This is a genomic window from Duganella sp. Dugasp78 (assembly GCF_059491455.1).
Genome location: NZ_CP168506.1, coordinates 5,789,739 through 5,809,061, shown reverse-complemented (window position 1 = coordinate 5,809,061; position 19,323 = coordinate 5,789,739). Strand labels below are relative to the sequence as shown.

General features: G+C 60.8%; 19 protein-coding genes, 1 tRNA gene and 1 pseudogene. 12 read left to right on the top strand and 9 right to left on the bottom strand.

Annotated elements, in window-relative coordinates; translation table 11 throughout:
- Positions 1 to 4 precede the first annotated feature (4 nt).
- The 4 genes from ACEN9O_RS25705 to ACEN9O_RS25690 all read left to right on the top strand — a co-directional run bounded on the left by ACEN9O_RS25705 (position 5) and on the right by ACEN9O_RS25690 (position 2,125).
- Positions 5 to 586 (top strand): TetR/AcrR family transcriptional regulator, encoded by a 582-nt coding sequence (locus ACEN9O_RS25705; protein WP_495614627.1) that lies wholly within the window; start codon positions 5 to 7, stop codon positions 584 to 586.
- Positions 587 to 623: 37 nt separating this feature from the next.
- Positions 624 to 1,274 (top strand): uracil phosphoribosyltransferase, encoded by a 651-nt coding sequence (gene upp, locus ACEN9O_RS25700; RefSeq protein ID WP_495614626.1) that lies wholly within the window; start codon positions 624 to 626, stop codon positions 1,272 to 1,274.
- Positions 1,275 to 1,279: 5 nt separating this feature from the next.
- Positions 1,280 to 1,636 (top strand): Hpt domain-containing protein, encoded by a 357-nt coding sequence (locus ACEN9O_RS25695; RefSeq protein WP_495614625.1) that lies wholly within the window; start codon positions 1,280 to 1,282, stop codon positions 1,634 to 1,636.
- Between the two features lie 285 nt (positions 1,637 to 1,921).
- Positions 1,922 to 2,125 (top strand): cold-shock protein, encoded by a 204-nt coding sequence (locus ACEN9O_RS25690; RefSeq protein ID WP_008448165.1) that lies wholly within the window; start codon positions 1,922 to 1,924, stop codon positions 2,123 to 2,125.
- Positions 2,126 to 2,209: 84 nt separating this feature from the next.
- Here ACEN9O_RS25690 and ACEN9O_RS25685 read toward each other — a convergent pair whose 3' ends face one another.
- Entirely contained in the window at positions 2,210 to 3,121 is a 912-nt protein-coding gene (locus ACEN9O_RS25685) for a LysR family transcriptional regulator (RefSeq protein ID WP_495614624.1), read from the bottom strand.
- 200 nt (positions 3,122 to 3,321) lie between these two features.
- On the opposite strand from ACEN9O_RS25685, the gene aceB reads away from it, so the two are divergent.
- Positions 3,322 to 4,920, top strand: coding sequence for a malate synthase A (aceB, locus tag ACEN9O_RS25680; RefSeq protein ID WP_495614623.1), 1,599 nt, complete (start codon positions 3,322 to 3,324; stop codon positions 4,918 to 4,920).
- Positions 4,921 to 5,015: 95 nt separating this feature from the next.
- On the opposite strand, the gene gloB is transcribed toward aceB, so the two are convergent.
- Entirely contained in the window at positions 5,016 to 5,822 is an 807-nt protein-coding gene (gene gloB, locus ACEN9O_RS25675; RefSeq protein WP_495614622.1) for a hydroxyacylglutathione hydrolase, read from the bottom strand.
- Positions 5,823 to 5,843: 21 nt separating this feature from the next.
- Here gloB and ACEN9O_RS25670 point away from each other — a divergent pair, with 21 nt between their 5' ends.
- The 4 genes from ACEN9O_RS25670 (at position 5,844) to ACEN9O_RS25655 (ending at position 7,964) form a co-directional block, all read left to right on the top strand.
- Positions 5,844 to 6,623 (top strand): class I SAM-dependent methyltransferase, encoded by a 780-nt coding sequence (locus ACEN9O_RS25670; protein ID WP_495614621.1) that lies wholly within the window; start codon positions 5,844 to 5,846, stop codon positions 6,621 to 6,623.
- The gene (gene rnhA / locus ACEN9O_RS25665; RefSeq protein ID WP_492925467.1) at positions 6,616 to 7,056 is read left to right on the top strand and encodes a ribonuclease HI; all 441 of its coding nucleotides are present in this window, start codon (positions 6,616 to 6,618) and stop codon (positions 7,054 to 7,056) included. Before ACEN9O_RS25670 ends, rnhA begins: the two co-directional genes overlap by 8 nt.
- A gap of 53 nt (positions 7,057 to 7,109) precedes the next feature.
- Positions 7,110 to 7,826: a DNA polymerase III subunit epsilon gene (gene dnaQ / locus ACEN9O_RS25660; protein WP_495614620.1), complete on the top strand. Its 717-nt coding sequence runs from the start codon at positions 7,110 to 7,112 to the stop codon at positions 7,824 to 7,826.
- Positions 7,827 to 7,889: 63 nt separating this feature from the next.
- A tRNA-Val gene (locus tag ACEN9O_RS25655) sits at positions 7,890 to 7,964 on the top strand.
- 649 nt (positions 7,965 to 8,613) lie between these two features.
- Here ACEN9O_RS25655 and ACEN9O_RS25650 read toward each other — a convergent pair.
- A pseudogene (locus ACEN9O_RS25650) lies at positions 8,614 to 9,646 on the bottom strand (IS110 family RNA-guided transposase).
- A gap of 197 nt (positions 9,647 to 9,843) precedes the next feature.
- On the bottom strand, positions 9,844 to 10,020 hold the full coding sequence (locus tag ACEN9O_RS25645) for a hypothetical protein (protein ID WP_495614619.1): 177 nt from the start codon (positions 10,018 to 10,020) through the stop codon (positions 9,844 to 9,846).
- 889 nt (positions 10,021 to 10,909) lie between these two features.
- Between ACEN9O_RS25645 and ACEN9O_RS25640 the strand changes: the two genes are divergently transcribed.
- Positions 10,910 to 11,086: a hypothetical protein gene (locus ACEN9O_RS25640; protein ID WP_495614618.1), complete on the top strand. Its 177-nt coding sequence runs from the start codon at positions 10,910 to 10,912 to the stop codon at positions 11,084 to 11,086.
- 174 nt (positions 11,087 to 11,260) lie between these two features.
- Positions 11,261 to 12,223 (top strand): PDR/VanB family oxidoreductase, encoded by a 963-nt coding sequence (locus ACEN9O_RS25635; RefSeq protein WP_495614617.1) that lies wholly within the window; start codon positions 11,261 to 11,263, stop codon positions 12,221 to 12,223.
- A gap of 89 nt (positions 12,224 to 12,312) precedes the next feature.
- On the opposite strand, the gene ACEN9O_RS25630 is transcribed toward ACEN9O_RS25635, so the two are convergent.
- Both ACEN9O_RS25630 and ACEN9O_RS25625 read right to left on the bottom strand, forming a co-directional pair.
- The gene (locus ACEN9O_RS25630) at positions 12,313 to 12,435 is read right to left on the bottom strand and encodes a hypothetical protein (protein WP_495614616.1); all 123 of its coding nucleotides are present in this window, start codon (positions 12,433 to 12,435) and stop codon (positions 12,313 to 12,315) included.
- Positions 12,436 to 12,749: 314 nt separating this feature from the next.
- A complete protein-coding gene (locus ACEN9O_RS25625) occupies positions 12,750 to 13,220 on the bottom strand; it encodes an Lrp/AsnC family transcriptional regulator (RefSeq protein WP_495614615.1) in 471 nt (156 codons plus the stop codon).
- A gap of 136 nt (positions 13,221 to 13,356) precedes the next feature.
- Between ACEN9O_RS25625 and ACEN9O_RS25620 the strand changes: the two genes are divergently transcribed.
- The gene (locus tag ACEN9O_RS25620) at positions 13,357 to 16,836 is read left to right on the top strand and encodes an indolepyruvate ferredoxin oxidoreductase family protein (protein WP_495614614.1); all 3,480 of its coding nucleotides are present in this window, start codon (positions 13,357 to 13,359) and stop codon (positions 16,834 to 16,836) included.
- Between the two features lie 16 nt (positions 16,837 to 16,852).
- Here the strand turns inward: ACEN9O_RS25620 and ACEN9O_RS25615 are convergent, their stop codons facing one another.
- Genes ACEN9O_RS25615 through ACEN9O_RS25605 form a run of 3 tightly spaced genes read right to left on the bottom strand, consistent with a single transcriptional unit; the run spans position 16,853 to position 19,300 of the window.
- Positions 16,853 to 18,280: an FGGY-family carbohydrate kinase gene (locus tag ACEN9O_RS25615; protein ID WP_495614613.1), complete on the bottom strand. Its 1,428-nt coding sequence runs from the start codon at positions 18,278 to 18,280 to the stop codon at positions 16,853 to 16,855.
- Entirely contained in the window at positions 18,277 to 18,429 is a 153-nt protein-coding gene (locus ACEN9O_RS25610; protein ID WP_495614612.1) for a hypothetical protein, read from the bottom strand. Before ACEN9O_RS25610 ends, ACEN9O_RS25615 begins: the two co-directional genes overlap by 4 nt.
- Before the next feature lie 58 nt (positions 18,430 to 18,487).
- Positions 18,488 to 19,300, bottom strand: a complete 813-nt coding sequence (locus tag ACEN9O_RS25605; RefSeq protein ID WP_495614611.1) for a DeoR/GlpR family DNA-binding transcription regulator — start codon at positions 19,298 to 19,300, stop codon at positions 18,488 to 18,490.
- Positions 19,301 to 19,323 lie beyond the last annotated feature (23 nt).

The window sequence follows — 19,323 nt, the reverse complement described above, 5'->3', positions numbered from 1 at the left end:
AGTTATGACGAATACAGCTCCTGTCGATAACCGCCGCGCCGATCTGGTGCGCGTGGCCGCGCGCCTGTTCCGCGAGCAGGGTTTCGACGGCACCACCACGCGCGACATCGCCGATGCCGTCGGCATGCGTTCCGGCAGTCCGTTCTATCACTTCAAGAGCAAACAGGAGATCCTTGCCGCGGTGATGGAGGAGGGCCTGGTGGCGGGGCTGCCGGCCGCCGAGCAGATCGCCGCGGGCGACCTGCCGCCGCGTGCCAAGTTCCAGGCGCTGGTACGCGCGCACCTGGAGATCGTGCTGGGCGAGGGGCACGACTTCATTCCGGTGCTGCTGTACGACTGGCGCCGCCTGACGCCGGAGCTGCGCGAACGGGTGCAGGTGCTGCGCGACCGCTACGATCAACTGTGGCAGGACGTGGTGAACGAACTATCGGCCGCCGGCCTGCTACGCAGCGACAGCGCGGTCGCCCGTCTGCTGCTGATGGGCGCCATCAACTACAGCGTGTTGTGGTACAAACCGGGCCAGGGATCGAGCCTGGACCAGATAGCGGAAGAGGCGGTCGCCATGTTTCTGGGACCTGAGGCCTAGTATAATAACCGCCACATACCGACTAAAAGAGCAAACAATGAAACAAGATCCGCGCTTTCCCAACCTGTTCATCACCGACCACCCGCTGATCCAACATAAACTGAGCCACATGCGCGCCAAGGATACGTCGACCCGTACCTTCCGCGACCTGCTCAAGGAAATCACGCTGCTGATGGGTTACGAGATCACCCGCGACCTGCCGCTGACCACCCGCACCATCGAAACCCCGTTGATGACGATCGACGCGCCGGTCATCGCTGGCCGCAAGCTGGCCATCGTCCCCATCCTGCGCGCCGGCATCGGCATGAGCGACGGGCTGCTGGACCTGGTGCCGTCGGCCCGCGTCGGCCACATCGGCGTATTCCGCGACCCGGAAACCCACCAGCCGGTGGAATACCTGGTGCGCCTGCCGGACACGGTCGAGCGTACCTTCATCCTGTGCGACCCGATGGTGGCGACCGGTAACTCGGCCGTGCACGCGGTCGACGTGCTGAAAAAGCGTGGCGTCACGGACGAGCAGATCATCTTCCTGGCGCTGGTGGCGGCACCGGAGGGCATCGAAGTGTTCCAGAAATCGCATCCTGGCGTGAAGATCTACTGCGCCTCGCTGGATTCGCACCTGAACGACCACGCCTACATCGTGCCTGGCCTGGGCGATGCCGGCGACCGTATTTTCGGTACCAAGTAATCATCATGGCGATGTCTGAGGATCCCGCCTTCCGTGCCCGCCTGGCCGCGTTGAGCGAAAAATTCGCCGCGACCGTGCCGGGAACGATGGAGCGGATCGCCCAGGCGCTCGCCGTCTGCAAGGCCTTCGGCGACGAACTGCCGCCGGAAGCGGCTCTGCGCCAGCTGCACGAACTGCTGCACGGCGTGGCCGGATCGGCCGGGACTTTTGGCTATGGCATGCTGGGGCAGCAGGCGCGACGCATCGAACACATGGTGCGTGGCGTTTTAACCGAGCACAGCGGCTGGCCTGAGGTGATTCCGGAGGTGGAGCAGCTGTTGAAATGGATGGCCCGTGACGCCAAAGCAACAACTTATGAGTAAGCGTGCGCTTGATCCATCTCAAGTGACGTACTATTAAGTTGTCTATAGTGACATATGTACCCTATCGTACGAGGGTTGAGCGACGGAAAGTTATCCTTTTAGGTTGTTTTCTACCAAAAAAAGAGTGGCTTTGCATTTATTTTCGCGAAAACGTGCTTTTCTCTCGTAAATGGGTATAATGCGGGATCGTTTAGATTCAAGAGTAGTGCAGTTTGTCTGTCATTTCTTTCTTGCCTCAAACGATATCACGGGCGCAAGCCCAACTTAACTGAAATAGGAATTGTAATGGCAACTGGTATCGTAAAATGGTTCAATGATTCGAAGGGCTTCGGCTTTATCACCCCAGACGAAGGCGGCGAAGATCTGTTCGCTCACTTCTCGGCGATTCAGTCCGCAGGCTTCAAGTCGCTGCAAGAGAACCAACGTGTTTCTTTTGAAGTGACCGCTGGTCCTAAGGGCAAGCAAGCTTCGAACATTCAGCCACTGTAATACGCTGAATCAAACGAAATAAGAAATCCTCGGTATCCGAGGATTTTTTTTCGCCCGCGTTTTGTGCGGGCTGTTAAATCGGCATTATTTCCAGGATTTGCGCCAGTAATCCGGCTGCGCGTATGTGTGCCGCAGGAAGTCGACGAAGGCGCGTATCCGCAGCGGCAGGTGCCGGCGCTGCGCGAACACCGCGTAGATGTCGTTGCCCGGCGCGGCGTGTTGATCGAGCACGGTCTGCAGCTTGCCCGATTCGATCTCATTCCCCACTTCCCACATCGAGCGCCATGCCAGGCCTTTGCCGGCCAGCGCCCAGTCGTGCAGCACTTGGCCGTCATTGCTGCCCATGTTGCCGCCGACCTTCATCACCACGTTCTTGCCGTTGTCGTGGAAGGTCCAGCCGCGCTGGCTGCCTTCGCTGCTGATCGCCAGGCAGTTGTGCTTGGCCAGGTCGGCCAGCGTCTTCGGCTCGCCATAACGCTTGAGGTAGGAGGGCGCGGCCACCACCACCCGTTCGTTGTCGGCCAGCTTGACGCTGACCAGGTTGGAATCGGACAGGCTGGCGATGCGGATTGCCACGTCGATGCCTTCGCCGACGATGTCGACCACGCGGTCGCTCATGTTCAGCGTGACGCTGACGTCGCGGTGCTCGGCCAGGAAAGACGGGATCAGCGGGGCCACGTGCTGGCGTCCGAAACCGGCCGGCGCCGAGATCATCAGGTGCCCTGTGGCGTGCGCGCTACGTTCGGCGACGGCGGTTTCGGCTTCCTCCAGCTCGGCCAGGATGCGCTGGCAATCTTCCAGGAAGGCCGCGCCCTCGTTGGTGAGCGCCAGTTTGCGCGTGGTGCGTTGCAAAAGTTTGACGCCCAAACGGCTTTCCAGCGCGTCCAGGCGGCGGCCTATCATGGCGGGGGCGATGCCCTCGGCCCGCGCGGCGGCCGACAGGCTGCCCTTGGAAACCACTTCTACAAAGGTGGAAATCTGTCTGAATTGACCCATGGATAGGCTAGCCCGTCATTTGTGATAAAAACGCATAGATGATGTGATTTTTAGTCTCGTTTGCATAACTTATTAGTGAATATACTGTAAAACATATCAAGGCGTAACTGAGTCCGCACACTAAAAGAATCGGCGTGCAACAAGAAGGCCAGTGCTTATAATTTGATCGTGTAGTTAATATTTTCTTTCGGAGAGACCTCATGACGCAGTCCACCATCAATCTGCCGGCAGGCATGGAAATTACGGGCGAGATCAAGCCTGGCTACGAAAACATCCTGACCACCGAGGCATTGTCGCTGGTGGTCAAGCTGACCCGCGAGTTCGAAGCTCGCCGTCAACAATTGCTGGCCGTGCGCGTCGAGCGCGCCAAGCGCCTGGACGCCGGCGAGCGTCCCGACTTCCTGAAGGAAACCGCGCACATCCGCGCCGGCGACTGGAAGATCGCACCGATTCCCAAGGCGCTGGAATGCCGCCGCGTGGAAATCACCGGCCCGGTCGAGCGCAAGATGGTCATCAACGCCTTCAACTCCGGCGCCGACAGCTACATGACCGACTTCGAAGATTCGAACACGCCGAACTGGGACAACCAGATCACCGGCCAAATCAATATGTTCGACGCTGTGCGCCGCACCATTTCGCTGGAGCAGAACGGCAAGTCCTACAAGCTGAACGACAAGATCGCCACGCTGGTGGTGCGCCCGCGCGGCTGGCACCTGGACGAGAAGCATGTGCTGGTTGACGGCAAGCGCATCTCCGGCGGCATCTTCGACTTCGCGCTGTTCATGTTCCACAACGCCAAAGAGCAGCTGGCACGTGGCGCCGGCCCTTACTTCTACCTGCCGAAGATGGAATCGCACCTGGAAGCGCGCCTGTGGAACGACATCTTCATGATGACGCAAAACGAACTGGGCCTGCCACAGGGCACGATCAAGGCCACCGTGCTGATCGAGACCATCCTGGCCGCTTTCGAAATGGACGAGATCCTGTATGAGCTGCGCGAGCACAGCTCCGGCCTGAACGCCGGCCGCTGGGACTACATCTTCTCGTGCATCAAGAAGTTCAAGCTGGACAAGGATTTCTGCCTAGCCGACCGCGCCAAGGTCACGATGACCGCGCCGTTCATGCGCGCCTACGCCTTGCTGTTGCTGAAGACCTGCCACAAGCGCAACGCGCCGGCGATCGGCGGCATGGCCGCGCTGATTCCGATCAAGAACGATCCGGAGAAAAACGAAGTCGCCATGGGCGGCGTGCGCAACGACAAGGCGCGCGACGCCACCGACGGCTACGACGGCGGCTGGGTTGCCCACCCGGGCCTGGTGGAACTGGCGATGACCGAGTTCACCAAAGTGTTGGGCGACAAGCCCAACCAGATCGACAAGCAGCGTCCCGACATCGACGTGACCGCCGCACAGCTGCTGGACTTCAAGCCGGAAGCGCCGATCACCGAAGCCGGCCTGCGCTACAACATCAACGTCGGCATCCACTACCTGGGCAGCTGGCTGGCCGGCAACGGTTGCGTGCCTATCCACAACCTGATGGAGGACGCGGCCACGGCGGAAATCAGCCGCTCGCAAGTGTGGCAGTGGATCCGTTCGGACAAGGGCGTGCTGGAAGACGGCCGCAAAGTCACCGCCGACATGGTGCGCGCGATGATCAAGGAAGAGCTGGTCAAGGTGCAGCGCGATGCGCCGGGCGGCGAAGGCCCGACCTACGTGCGCGCCGGCCAGATCTTCGAAGAGATGTCGACCTCGACCGAGTTTGCGGAGTTCCTGACGCTGCCGCTGTACGAAGAGATCTAACCGGCGTGTCGTCCCCGCGCACGCGGGGACCCATGCTGAGCCGGCGCGTTCCACTCAGCATGGATTCCCGCGTTCGCGGGAATGACTGCATCTAATCAAAAATCATTTTTCCACAAGCGCAGCGCGGTGAAGGTGGCCAGCGGCGTATCGATGCGGTCCAGCCGTCCGGCCTGCACCAACTGTTCTGCGATGGCCGCCTCGCGGTAGCGCAGGAAGGGATTGGTCGCCTTTTCCACGCCTATCGTGCTCGGCACCGTCGGCAGGTTGTGCTCGCGCTTGTCGGTCTCCACCTTCACCCGTTCCTGCAAGGCCACGTTGTCCGGGTCCACCACGCGCGCGAAGCGCAGGTTGGACAGCGTATATTCGTGGGCACAGTAGACCTTGGTATCATCCGGAAGCGCGGCCAGTTTGCCCAGTGAGCTGATCATCTGGGCCGGCGTACCTTCGAACAGGCGGCCGCAGCCGCCGGCAAACAGCGTGTCGCCGCAGAACAGCCAGGTCGGCGCGTCGTCGGACGCTTCGCGCACGTAGGCAATGTGGCCCATGGTGTGGCCGGGCACGTCGAGCACCGACAGCCGCAGCGGCAGGCCGGGCACGTCGAACACCTTGCCTTCGCCGACCGGCAAGGTGACCGCGGCTATGGTCTCGTTGCGCGGACCGAAAACGGGAACCGGATAATGCTGTAATAATTCAGGAACGCCGCCAATGTGGTCAGCATGGTGATGGGTGAGTAGAATGGCGGTGAGCTTGAGCCCGTTCGCCTCGAGCGCCGCCCGGATCGGCTTGGCGTCGCCGGGGTCGACTGCGACAGCGTGGACGCCGTCATGGATCAGCCACAGATAGTTGTCGTGGAACGCGGGAACCGTCAGAACACTGAGTGTTTGAGTAGATGAATTGGTCATTGGATCGCAAAAAGGCTAGGCATGGACAAGGCAGGATCTGAGAAATCCATTATAGCGCTGGAAGGCTGGCTGCAAACGCCCGCCGGTGTGTACTTGCGTGAGTGGGAACAAACCTGTCTCGATAATTTAACAGCTGATATCTTCGGATTCAACGCGCTGCAGATCGGCATGCCTCAAATCGATGCACTGGCCGCTAATCGCATGCCATACAAATTCCTGGCGGACCGCAAAGTGCGCACCGCCAGCGATGCCGCGCAGCGCTCGGTCTCGCTGACGCTCGACTACACCGAGCTGCCGTTCGCTTCGCAATCGATCGACCTGGTGGTGCTGCCGCACGTGCTGGAATTTTCCACTGACCCGCACCAGGTGCTGCGCGAAGTCGAGCGGGTGCTGATCCCGGAAGGGCAGGTCATCATCTGCGGCTTCAACCCGGCCAGCCTGTGGGGCGCGCGCCATGTGCTGCGGCGCGTCGGCGGCACCTCCTTCCTGCCGCGCACGGAGGAGCTGATCTCTATGCCGCGCATGAAAGACTGGTTAAAATTATTGAATATGGGCGCCAGCCAGAGCCACTTCGGCTGCTACGCGCCGGCCTGCCGCACAGAAAAATGGCTGCATCGCTACGCATTCATGGATAATGCCGGGCCGCGCTGGTGGCCGTACTTCGGCGGCGTCTACATCGTGCAGGCGATCAAGCGCGTGAAAGGCATGCATTTGATCGGTCCGGCTTGGACCAAGAAAACGGCGACGGCCCCCGCGGTCGTCCCGGCAACAAATAAAAGGCGGGAACAGCAGGATGGATAAGGTAGAGATTTTTACGGACGGCGCATGCAAGGGTAATCCCGGCCTCGGCGGCTGGGGCGCGTTCCTGGTGGCCGAAGGCGCTGAAAAGGAAATTTGCGGCGGCACCCGCGACACCACCAACAACCGCATGGAGCTGCAGGCGGTGATCGAGGCGCTCAACGTGCTCAAGCGTCCGTGCATGGTCACGCTGCACACCGACAGCCAGTATGTGCAAAAAGGCATCAGCGAATGGATACATGGCTGGAAGGCGCGCGGCTGGAAGACCGCTGCCAAGGAGCCGGTCAAGAACGAAGACCTGTGGCGCGCGCTGGACGCCGCGCAGGCCATGCACACCGTCGAATGGCGTTGGGTGCGCGGCCACAACGGCCATCCGGGCAACGAGCGCGCCGACATGCTGGCCAATCGCGGCGTCGAACTGGCACGCGGCCGTTGAGCGGCGCCGGCCTGTTATACTCTTCCGTTCAGTTGTAGCCACCACAGAACACTATGCGCCAAATCGTACTCGATACCGAAACCACCGGTATCAACCCCAAGCTGGGCAACCGCGTCATCGAGATCGGCTGCGTCGAGCTGAACAACCGCATGCTGACGGGGAATAACTTTCACGTCTACATCAACCCGGAACGCGAGTCGGAAGAGGGCGCGCTGAACGTCCACGGCCTGACCACGGAGTTCCTGAGCGATAAGCCGAAATTCCACCAGATCGTCGACGATCTGCGCGCCTACATCCAGGGCGCCGAAGTCATCATCCACAACGCGCCGTTCGACCTGGGTTTCCTGAATCACGAATTCAAGCTGCTGAACCTGCCGGACTTCTCCAGCCACATCGGCGGCGTGATCGACACGCTGGTGCAGGCCAAGGAACTCCACCCGGGCAAGCGCAACTCGCTGGACGCGCTGTGCGACCGCTATGGGGTGTCGAACTCGCACCGCAAGCTGCACGGCGCGCTGCTCGATGCGGAACTGCTGGCCGACGTCTACCTGTCAATGACGCGCGGGCAGAACAGCCTGGGCATGGACGCGGAAGAGGAAGCGGTGGTGGGCGCCGAGCTGCTGGAGCCGGTGCCGCTGGCCGAGATCATCTTCCTGCCGGCCTCGGACGATGAGCTGGCGGCGCACGCGGCCACGCTGGCGGGGCTGGACAAGGCGGTCAAAGGCCAGTGCATCTGGACCGCGGCGGTGACGCCGCCGGCCGCCGCGTAAAAAGAATTTTCGCTATCGGCCTTCCCCTGCGGGCAGGTTGTGTGCGATAATTCGCCCCGCTTCGGGAGGTTAGCTCAGGGGTAGAGCACTGCATTCACACTGCAGGGGTCGCAAGTTCGAAACTTGCACTTCCCACCAGAATTTATCAAGAAATCAAAGGCTTGCGTCGATCTGGCGCAGGCCTTTTTTCTTTCAGGTGTCGAAAAAATACGGAGTCTCGAATATTTTGCTTGATCTCATTCTTTGGCAGAGTGTGGTAAATGCAGTAGATTGTTCGGTCTTACTGGAAAAGTGGCTATTGTTAACGCTTTGCGCTTCCGAGTAGCGGTTGGGGTGCTGCAATACGTCTAGCAGACACCATCTCCGCCAGAATCAGACCAAAAGCCATTGATTTTCAAGGGCTTTTTGTTTTTCTCAGCTGTTAGTCTGCTCTCTGCCCACAAACCTGCCCACAAACACGCGGGTCTGTTCGTTTGCTAGCTGGATTGACCCTCTCAGTTTGACCCTCCCCGCCATACCCTCGCGAACGCCGCCACCCTGTCGTAAGATGGTTTGCATGCATGTATCCGGCTTGCTATGGGCTCGTGTCGGATGCATGCCCGCAGCCTTGATGAGATCCGCACATCCATTCCTTAGCAAATCATCGGCTTAGCCCTTTAGGCTGCCTGCAGCGAAAGCAGGTTGCTGGATGTTGGTCTTACCAGTTTCGTCATCACTTTGAGAAGCTTCGCAAACTTGATGTTGGGTTCTGAGTTTCCTCCTTGGTTGGACAAATACTGCATACCGATTATGCGGGTACTGTCGGAGACCGATAGTACTCTGTCCCGCTAAGCAAAGCCTGTATTACTCGCGCATTCTTCATTCTTGTTAGCCAGCGCCACCGCTGCGCGGTTGTATCCGCGTCGTGCGATCAGGTCTTGAAGCCATCGGCTGCGCGCATCGGCCTTGCCGATCGCGTAGCGCAAAACCACGCGCGCCCCGTGAATCAGCAGCGTTCGCAAATAGATGTCTCCACGCTTACTGATTCCCTGCAGTCGCGACTTGCCTCCTGAGGAGTGCTGTCTTGGTACTAGTCCAAGCCAGGCCGATAAATGCCGGCCATTCTCAAATTCTTTGGCGTCTCCTACCGCCGCTACGATTGCGGTGGCGGTAATCGGACCAACGCCGTCAATGGCTTCAATTTTCTTGCAGAGCGCCGAACTTTTTAGGAAGCTCGTAATCCACTGATTTGTTCGCGCAATGCGTTCTTCGAGAATTCGCAGCTGCTCCAGCAATTCTGTGACAAGTGTTTGGCAGATACTAGTCAGTTCGCCCTCGCATTTCGCCAAGATCGATGGCAAGGCGCGCTTAAACACGGTGGGCGTTTGGGCCATGATCACGCCGCGCTCGGCCAGCAGTCCTCTGACTTGGTTGATCAACGCCGTTCGTTGATGCACCAGTAGCTCACGTGCGCGACGAACTGCCCTCATATCCTGCTGCTCCACCGACTTTACAGTGACGAAGTGCATCGTCGGCCGGCTCGCTGCCTCGACGATCGCGGCCGCATCGTTTGCATCGTTCTTGTTGGTCTTCACGAAGGGCACGACGTACTGCGGACTAATTAGTCGCACTTCGATGCCCATTGCCTGGAATTGCCATCCCCAATGATGGGCTGAGCTGCAGGCTTCCATTGCGACGATCCGAGGCTGCAACTTGCGCACTGCATCAAGCAACTCTGCGCGCAGCACTTTGAAACCGCGCAATGCGTGGCCCCTACGATCGGCACCATGCAGTTGGAACACTCGCTTGGCCAGATCGATTCCGAGAATATCGATATCCATGATAGACCTCCACGCGTAAATCGGATGAAACGTTAGTTTGATCCGATTCGATGGTGTCGGGTCCATCTCAGTAAATCAACAGCCCCTAGGGGGGATGGCCGTGCGCTTCCTGCTGCGATTCGAACGTTGAAAGAACTTCCTAGACGAAAATCTGTTCCGGCCCCGTCACGATGTTTTTCGCGATTACTCGCCTGTCCTTAGCGCCGGAAGGCTCGCCCCAGCACGCCGATGTCGACTGCCGGGGGCGGAGGCACCTGCAGGTATTGCGCGGCAAGCGACGGGATGGCCGCCGATGCCGCGTCGACAAGGTGCGCCATGCCCGCTCCGGTTGCGCTGAGTGCGATCACTGCGAGCACGATTTTGGTGATGACCATGGTGTCTCCATTGATATGTTGTTAGGAGACCAGCTTAGCGGACGACGAACGGATGCGGAAAACGTTTTTACCGATACCAGCCATCGAAATGCTCGATGACTTCCCTTCGCGCGCTTTGGCTGCGGGTGCGATACCTGCTCGGCACACTGGCCAGCCAAGCTCGCACGTCTGCAGGACAAGCACTTCAGCGATCCCGGCAACCTGGCGACACTGGCCATGATGGCGAGGCTTGGACCGGGCCAGTGGGCCGTCGCGCGCGAACCGGGTGTTCCCATCGCGACCGAATCTTTCGGCGGTGTCATGGCAACCGAGCTCGAACGGCTGCACCAGCAGGGGATGCTCGGCAGCGACAACATCTTCAACCACTGCGCCTGTCCGCCTGCCTCCAGCGGAAAAATCTGCGCGATGCGGGTGTGCGCGTCAATATATATCCGCGTTCCGATGCCCGCTACGGTATCGAGGATGGCATGTACGTCTGGCAGGCGGCGCTACAGCACGGCATGCGCCCTTCCGAGGTATTGCCGAACCGTTCGCGTTGATTCGCCATGCGTAAGCGGCATCCGATGAACGCGGTCCTGTTACCCGTCGCTGGGCTAGCCGTCGCAGGGCAGCTCACGTCATCGCTCATCATCGATCACCCGACACATTCTGCAGAAGGGCGTTTCGGATGACTTGACATCGGCAAGTGCGATTGTTTGATCGTCGGAGTTGGGGCCGCTGCGTGGTGGGCAGCTCAACAAGGAAGAGTCGGCACTTGGTGTCGCGATGTATTGAAAATATTGATAGCTGCCATTTGAAATATTCGTTATCGCGATGGAAGATGTTCCAGTATTGTCGCGGATACCCCGTACACCGGTGGGAAACGATATTTATAAGAACTGGAGACGACATGAACGCCACGGAGCAGACTGCCACCGAATTCGACCCTGCCGTTCACGATGCCGACACCCCCTGTCCGCAAGGCAGAGGGGGCATGTTTGATGCCGACAGCGTTTGTTGCGCGGCCGCCGTCGCCTTCAGCATCGTGTGTTGCCTCGTCTTCGTTTCCTTTTCGGAGTGGTTCTGAGGCGGCAGCGTTTCGCTGAGAAAATATAGATATTGGCGCCGCTCGCGTCGACGATTAGAACGCGTGAACGATAATCCGGACATCGTGTCGATCAGATCTGAGCAGGGCTTCCCGCTGAGGAGGAGAACGGCGCGCCGCCTTGACCGGAACTTGCATACATTACTCGGAGAACAGATGGACCAAATTACAGTAAGGGTCGCCAAGAAGTCGCAAGAGGCGGTCGATATCGTCAGTTTAGAACTGGTAGGCTTGGATGGGCACAGCCTCCCGCCGTTCAGCGCTGGAGCCCACATCGACGTACAGATCGGCCCAGGCCTGGTGCGCCAGTATTCGCTCTGCAACGCGCCGAGCGAAACCCACCGTTACCTGATTGCTGTGCTGCGCGATGCCAACTCGCGCGGCGGGTCGGCGGCCATGCACGACCAGGTCAAGGAAGGCGATGTGCTGCAGATCAGTACGCCGCGCAACCACTTTGAACTGGTGCCGGCGCGTCGCTTGCTGCTGTTTGCCGGCGGTATAGGAGTCACCCCGATTCTATGCATGGCCGAGCGGCTGGCACATGGCGATGCCGACTTTGAGATGCACTACTGCACCCGCTCGGCGCCACGTACCGCGTTTGTCGAGCGCATCGCTGCCTCGGGCATGGGCGGACGGGTCAAGTTCCACTTCGATGACGACAGCGGCGCCGGCGCCGGCCCGCTGGACTTGCCGGTCCTGCTGGCGGAGCCGCAGGCGGACCTGCATCTGTACGTGTGCGGACCGGGCGGATTTATTGACCACGTCATCAACACCGCCAAGGCATTGGGTTGGCCCGCATCCCAGCTGCACCTCGAGTATTTTGCTGGTGCGGTGCAGGACACGGCTAATGACGGTAGCTTCAAGATCAAGATCGCCAGCAGCGGCGCGGTGTTGACCGTTGCCGCCGCGCAAACCGTGGTGGCGGCCTTGGCCGGGCATGGCATCGAGGTGCCGATGTCGTGCGAGCAGGGTGTGTGTGGCACCTGCGTCACGCGCGTGCTCGACGGTGTGCCGGAACACCGCGACATGTTCTTCAGCGATGAAGAAAAAAGCCGCAACGACCAGTTCACCCCATGTTGCTCGCGTTCCTGCTCAAGCATGCTCGTGCTGGACCTGTAAGGCGGCTCTGCAAGGCCCGCGCTTAATTTCGCTCATATCGCTTCCGCCGTGCTTGGATGGTGCTGATAGAACTGGCCGGTGACCGGTTGCTACGGCGGATGCTCGGCAAACTCCGGGCCGTCCTCCAGGATCACGTCGTCGCCGCGCCGGGCCGCCAAGTGGTGCAGATAGGCCTCGCCGCAAGGCCTGCGGCCGACCAGATCCATGCACATCGCAATCGCCTTCAATCGATCAGGACCGATTAACACTAGTGAGAACCTGACATCCACGTGACGCGCGGCGCTAGCGGCATGCATCTATTCGGTGTCGCTCGTACCGACCGCGCTGGCGGCGGCACTCGGGGCGGGTAAAGGCGCCCTGGCGCACGGCAATTTCCCGGATCTGAAGCATCCTATTTACTTCCAGCAGAAGCTATTCTCACATTCCTTATTTGCCGGCTCAGCGCCGGCTATGCGCACGGTGGAGTTCCGTGGATGGCGACTTTGCTGCGATCGTGCCCCTGCGCTGAGCGCTTCCCATTGTCCCTTCACAGAAGCGGTGATGAGCGGATCAGTACGGTTTTCAGGGCGAAGCTGGATTTGATGTGCGCCACACCTGGAATACGGGTCAGGGTCCGGGTCAGGAACCGATGATAGGCCTCGAGGTCGGGCACGACCACGCGCAGATTGTAGTCGGCGTCGCCGGTCATCAGGAAGCAACTCATGACCTCCGGCGCCAGGGCGATTTGTTCTTCGAAGGCGAGGATCACCTCCTCCGATTGGGTCGCCAGGGTGACTGCGGTAAAAACGCTCATGGGACCGGCCAGGCGGCCTTCGTCCAGCGTGGCCACATACCCTTTGATATAGCCAGCCTCTTCCAGAATACGCACCCGCCGCAGTGTCGGCGTCAGCGAAAGGCCGATGCGCTCGGCAAGTTTGCTCCACGCCATGCGCCCATCACTCGCCAATTCCTTGAGTATCTTGACGTCAAATCTATCAATGTTGGGATGTGTAGTCATATTCGCCTAATTTAATTATAGATCGTTCGAAATAATACTAAAGTCTTGGGATTTGTTGGCGATTATCAGCTCCAATCGCTAACCGTTCGGTCGTACTATGCAAGTCACTTTTTCGTCCTTCACCTGGAGCAGTATCATGTCGAGTCCCGCCAAAATCCCCCGAGCGATGTCCATCTATACGCCCACCGAAGGCGCGTCGTTCCTGACCGGGATCCAAGCGCTGGTCCTGCTGCCGATGCTGCAGCGCCGCCTCGACCGTGCCCACAAGCTAAGCACCGGTGGCTTGGTATCCGGCTACCGCGGCTCGCCATTGGGCGCATATGACCAGCAGCTGTGGAAGGCGGCGGACGACTTGGCCGCACACGACATCGTGTTCCAGCCTGGCTTGAACGAAGACTTGGCGGCAACCGCGTTGTGGGGGGCCCAAATGCACCGCGCCTACGGACCCACCAAGGTCGACGGCGTGTTCGGAATCTGGTACGGAAAGGGGCCGGGGGTGGACCGCACCGGTGACGTGTTCCGCAGCGCGAATATGCTCGGTACCGCGCCGCTTGGCGGCGTGTTGGCGGTGTCGGGCGATGACCATGCCGCGCAATCGTCGATGTATCCGCACCAGACCGACGGTATTTTTCAGTCCGCGTCGATGCCCGTACTGCAGCCAGCCAGCGTGCAGGAGGTCATCGGGCTGGGCCTGGCCGGCATCGCACTGTCGCGCTATTGCGGCCTGTGGGTCGGACTTAAGACGATTGCCGAAGTGATCGAGACCGCGGCCTCCTTCGAACTCGGTCCGCTGCCTTCATTCGTCGCACCGGATGATTTCACCGCGCCGATGCACGGTTTGAACTGGGATCCGCGTGTCGCCTGGCCAAGTCAGCGCGCGGAATTGGAACGCCGCCTGATCGAAGAGCGCCTGCCGGCAGCGCGCGCGTGGTCGCGCGCCAATCGACTCGACCGCGTCATCGTGGCTGCGCCGAAGCGCAGGTTCGGCATTGTCACGGTGGGCAAGGCGCACCAGGACGTGATGCAGGCAGTGCAGGATCTGGGACTGGACCAGGCTAGCTTGCAGGAATTGGGCATCTCGGTCTACAAGGTCGCGATGAGCTGGCCATTGGAGACCGTGGGCGCCCTCGCTTTTGCCGATGGACATGAAGAGCTCATCGTCGTCGAGGAAAAGCGCGCCAGCGTCGAGACGCAGATCAAGGAGGCCCTGTATCACAGGGCAGGCGCGCAGCATCCGAGGGTCAGCGGCAAGACCGACCCGGCAGGCGCGGTCCTGCTGCCCGAAGTGGGCGAATTCACCCCGCGACTGGTCGCGCAGGTGCTGGCGGCCCGGATGGGCGACGCGCTGCCGGTCCTGCGCGCACGCCTTGCTGCGCTGGAAGCGCGCATGCAGCCTGTGCCGCCGGCCGTCGTGCCGCTGCGCACGCCATACTTTTGTTCGGGTTGTCCGCACAATACTTCGACCAAGACGCCTGATGGCTCGGTGGCCGGCGGCGGTATCGGTTGCCACGTGATGGCGCTGGCCCAGCCCGAGCTGAAAACATCGACATTCAGTCAGATGGGCGGCGAGGGGGCGCAGTGGATAGGCGCGGCCCCATTCTCGGCCGTGCCGCACATCTTCCAGAATCTGGGCGACGGCACATACCAGCATTCTGGCTTGCTGGCGATCCGCGCCGCCGTGGCCGTGCACGCCAATGTGACCTACAAGATCCTCTACAACGACGCCGTCGCGATGACCGGCGGCCAGGCCGCTGAAGGGCTGATCGACCCTGCACGCATTACGCGCCAGTTGCATGCGGAAGGCGTCGGACGCATTGTGCTGGTGTCGGAAGACCCCGCGCGCTGGCGAGGCAACGTCGATTTGGCGCCCGGCACCGAGATCCACGGACGCGGCGATCTCGACTCCGTGCAGCGCGCATTGCGCCAGGTGCCGGGAGTGAGCGCGATCGTGTATGAGCAGACCTGCGCGGCGGAAAAGCGCCGTAAGCGCAAGCGCAAGGAAATGCCCGATCCGGACAAGCGCGTCTTCATCAACGAGCGGGTGTGTGAAGGTTGTGGCGACTGTTCGGTGCAATCGAACTGCATCTCTATCGAACCGCTGGAAACGGCGTTCGGGCGCAAGCGCAAGATCAACCAGAGCGCCTGCAACAAGGATTTTTCCTGCGTCAAGGGCTTCTGCCCAAGCTTCATCGAAATCGAAGGCGCGCGCCTGAGCAAGCCGGACGACGCGCGGTTGAAAACCCTGGAAGCGAACGCCGCCGCGCAGTTGCCCATGCCGGTGATCGCACCGCTGGTCGGCGACTTCAACATTCTCGTCACCGGCATCGGTGGTAGCGGCGTGCTGACTATGGGCGCTCTGCTTGGCGGCGCCGCCCACTTGGAAGGCAAGGGCTCGACCGTGCTCGATTTCACCGGTTTGGCCCAGAAAAATGGCGCGGTCATGAGCCAGGTACGCATCGCGCCGTCGGCGCAGGATATCTGCGCCGTGCGGATCGGGCCGGGCGCCACCGACCTACTGCTGGGCGCCGATCTGGTTGTCGCGGCCGCCGCCGATACCCTGCTCAAGCTGTCGGTGCAGCGCTCGGGCGCGATCCTCAACCTCGACGAAACACCGACCTCACAAACTATCACCCAGCGCGACGCCACCCTGCCGACGGAAATGATGGGCGAACGGGTACGCCGGCGCTGCGGCGCGGCGCGCTTCCATACGCTCAATGCCGCTACCCTGGCGCAGAAGATCTTCGGCGACAGCGTCACCGCGCACACGCTGATGCTTGGCTACGCCTGGCAAAAAGGCATGGTGCCGCTGTCGTTTGAGTCGATCGACCGCACCATCGAATTGAACGGCGCTGCGGTCGCCTTGAACAAGCGCGCGTTCACCTGGGGCCGGATCGCTGCGGCCAACCCACAGGTTATCGACCACATCGACGGGGAGCCGCGCCGTTTGGCGCCCGCGCCGCGCACTTTGGACGAATTGATCGAACATCGCTGCGGAGACCTGGCCGCCTACCAGGACGCGCGCTACGCGCAGCGCTACCGAGCGCTGCTGGCCGCAGTGCGCCGCGCCGAGCATCCGCTGGGGCAGGGGGACGCCTTGTCGCGCGCCGTGGCCCACAGCGCGTATCGCCTGATGGCCTACAAGGACGAATATGAAGTGGCGCGCTTATACGGCAGCGCTGAGTTCAAGGCATCGCTGGCCGCGCAATTTTCTACCTCGAAGCGAATCTCGCTGTGGCTGGCGCCGCCAATCATTTCGCGCCTCGATCCGGCGACCGGGCGCCCCAAGAAACGCAATTTCGGCGCCTGGATTCTGCCCGTTTTCGCGCTGTTGGCGCGCTTCAGGGCGGTGCGCGGCACGGTTTTCGACCCATTCGGCTACACCGACGAACGGCGCCGCGAGCGGCGCCTGGTGGCGCAATACTTCGGATTGGTGGAAGAGATCTGCGCTAGCCTGAGTGGGCGCAACCTGGCGCGCGCGGTCGAATTGGCCGCCCTGGCACAAGAAGTGCGCGGTTACGGTCCGGTGAAGGCGCAGGCCATCGAACAGTACGAACGTCGCCTGGCGGAACTGCTGGCCGCGCCGTCCGTCATCACACTCAAGAAGGGCACAAAATAAGCACTGCATGCACCATTCAAGGACCGCCGTCGCCAGGCTGCGGTCCTGCTGTCGTGATATCTTGCCGGTTGACGACCAGCGCCCGCCAGCGATCCCGGTAGTCCTGCAGTCCCGCAAGATCAATAGGCGGGGCCGAGCTAGCGTTCCCGGTGGGCAGCGTCTTTCCGGGATGGCGAAGAAGCCATGCGCCGTGCGTGGTGCCGCTTGTGTCGTCCGAGCGGCATACGGGCTGACCGCGCAAGGCTGAGAGCAGAGATGAGAAGTGAGGATTGTCGGCGAAACTTCCTTCGACAACGACCGTCCCCGTGCTTCCCAGCGCATTCAGGCAGTAGTCGCTCATCAACGCGCAATATATCGTCGCCAACGCGTAGCGTTCACCGGCGTCGCGCGGCGCGGGCCCGATCAACACGCCGTTGCCGCCGCCGAACGGCCCGCCAGCCTCGGCAAATGACGGCAAGGCCATAGTGGCGCCATCGATGATGCGCTGAAGGTCCGCGTGCGCGCACGGCGTGATATCCGGACCCGCCAACTTGGCGAATTCGCGCCCTCCCATGAAGCGCATACATGCCACCGGACGCCGCGCGGCATCAACGTTGGCGAGCATGTCCGAAGACGCCCGCAAGTCAGACAGCGGCGTATCGAACGAGGCTGCAATCACCCAGGTGCCCGTCGAGAGCACGGTGCGTGGTCCATCTGCGTCGTCTGCGGCGAGATAGCGCCACAACGACGCGTTACTGTCGTGCATGCCGCACAAGACCGCGCAATCCGGTGCCAGCCCGGCTTGCAGCGCCAGCGCGGGACGTACCGGACCGAGCACGCTCCACGCCTCTCGCAGCGGCGGAAACAGCGTCGACCACTTCAATTTTTTTACCAGCGACGAATAGTCGCGCTGCTGCGGATGCCACAGATCGGTATGGCAACCCAACGACGTCACCTCGCTGGCCGCAACGCCGGACAGTCGCCATGCCCAATACTGGGGGTAGGTCAAAATATGCCGCGCGCGCCGAAACTCGTGGCGAAATGTCTGGGATTGCCAGTACAGCTGCCGGCCGAGATTGAGACCCGCTGGCAAGTCCGGCGAGCAGGTCTCGTCGAAGCGAGGCCGCAAGGCGGGGTAGGCCAGCGCGTGATCCGTCGGAAGGTGGAATTCGTAATCAAGCACAGGCAAGACGAGCCCGTTTTCATCGACCAGCGCGGCTGTCGCCCCATGGGTGACGGGCACCAACGCCGTAATGCTGGCCACGCCAGACAATGCCTTGAGGGTTTCAAGCAGCCAGGACCAGATCCGCTCCGTATCATGGTGCGGATAGAGCCCGGTCGCAACGACGGCATTGGCAATTCGCCGTTCGGCTAGTGTCCGGCCGTCCGCGCCGATCACGCTCAGCTTGACATTGGTCTTGCCGATATCGAGAACGGCCAACGCTGGCGGGAGTGTCGTCATCATGCGGCCCGGCGTTTAGCCTGTTTGCCGCCATGGCCCAGGCACTTGACGACCATGGCGATTCTCACCTTGTCTGTTGCGCCGGCATTCAATGTCGCCGCGTCAATGGCGGCACCAGTCAGGCCCGCGACCGTCAGTGCTGTCAACTTCATGCGATGTCTCCTAATTGAAAAATATTGCTCTGTGCTTCAACGAGTGAAGCGGAAATTGTTAACCGGGATCGTCCACGCCGTGATCGGGAAGCGCCTCCGGCTCCACCGCGAGGACGCGCACGCCAGCATGCTCAAGCATTTGAACGGCGGCATCGGACACGCCGCTGTCGGTGATGACGCACGACACACGACTCAGGCCACATAGGATCAATCCTGTCTTGCGGCCAAACTTGGTGCTGTCGGCCAATACGATCAATTCCTCGGCCTGGCCGATCAGGCGCTTTTCCGCCTGAATCAAGAGCGGATCGGCCTCCATCAAGCCCAACATCGACAGCCCATAGACGCCCATGAACATCTTGGCCGCGTAGTGATGCTGGGTAATATCGCTGTCGAAGGGACTCAGAATGACATTCTGCTCGCGATAGACCTTGCCGCCGGGCACAATGATTTCATTGGCGCTGGTGCGCAGCAGCCGTTCCGCCATCAAAAAAGAATTTGTCAGTATCTTGAGCTGGGCGTCGACCAGGAATTCGCCCATCATGAACGTGGTCGTACCGCCGTTGATGATGATCGTTTCGCCATCGGCGCACATGCCCGCCGCTCTTCGCGCAATAGCCCGTTTTTCCGGCGCGGCCGCTTCAATATTTTTGTCGAATGCTTCACTGGATAGCCCGAAATTGCGCTGTTTTTGGGGAAGGTGTTCGGCGCCGCCGCGGGTGCGCAAGAGTAGCTTGCGCTCCACCAACCAAGCAATGTCACGCCGGACCGTGGCGGGAGAGGCGTTGAGCCATTCCACCAGTTGATCGACGCTGGCCGTCGTGTGTTGCGACAGTAATTTCAGCAAACATTTGCGACGTTTGTGATTGACCATCTGTGGTCTCCTTGGTGAGCTCT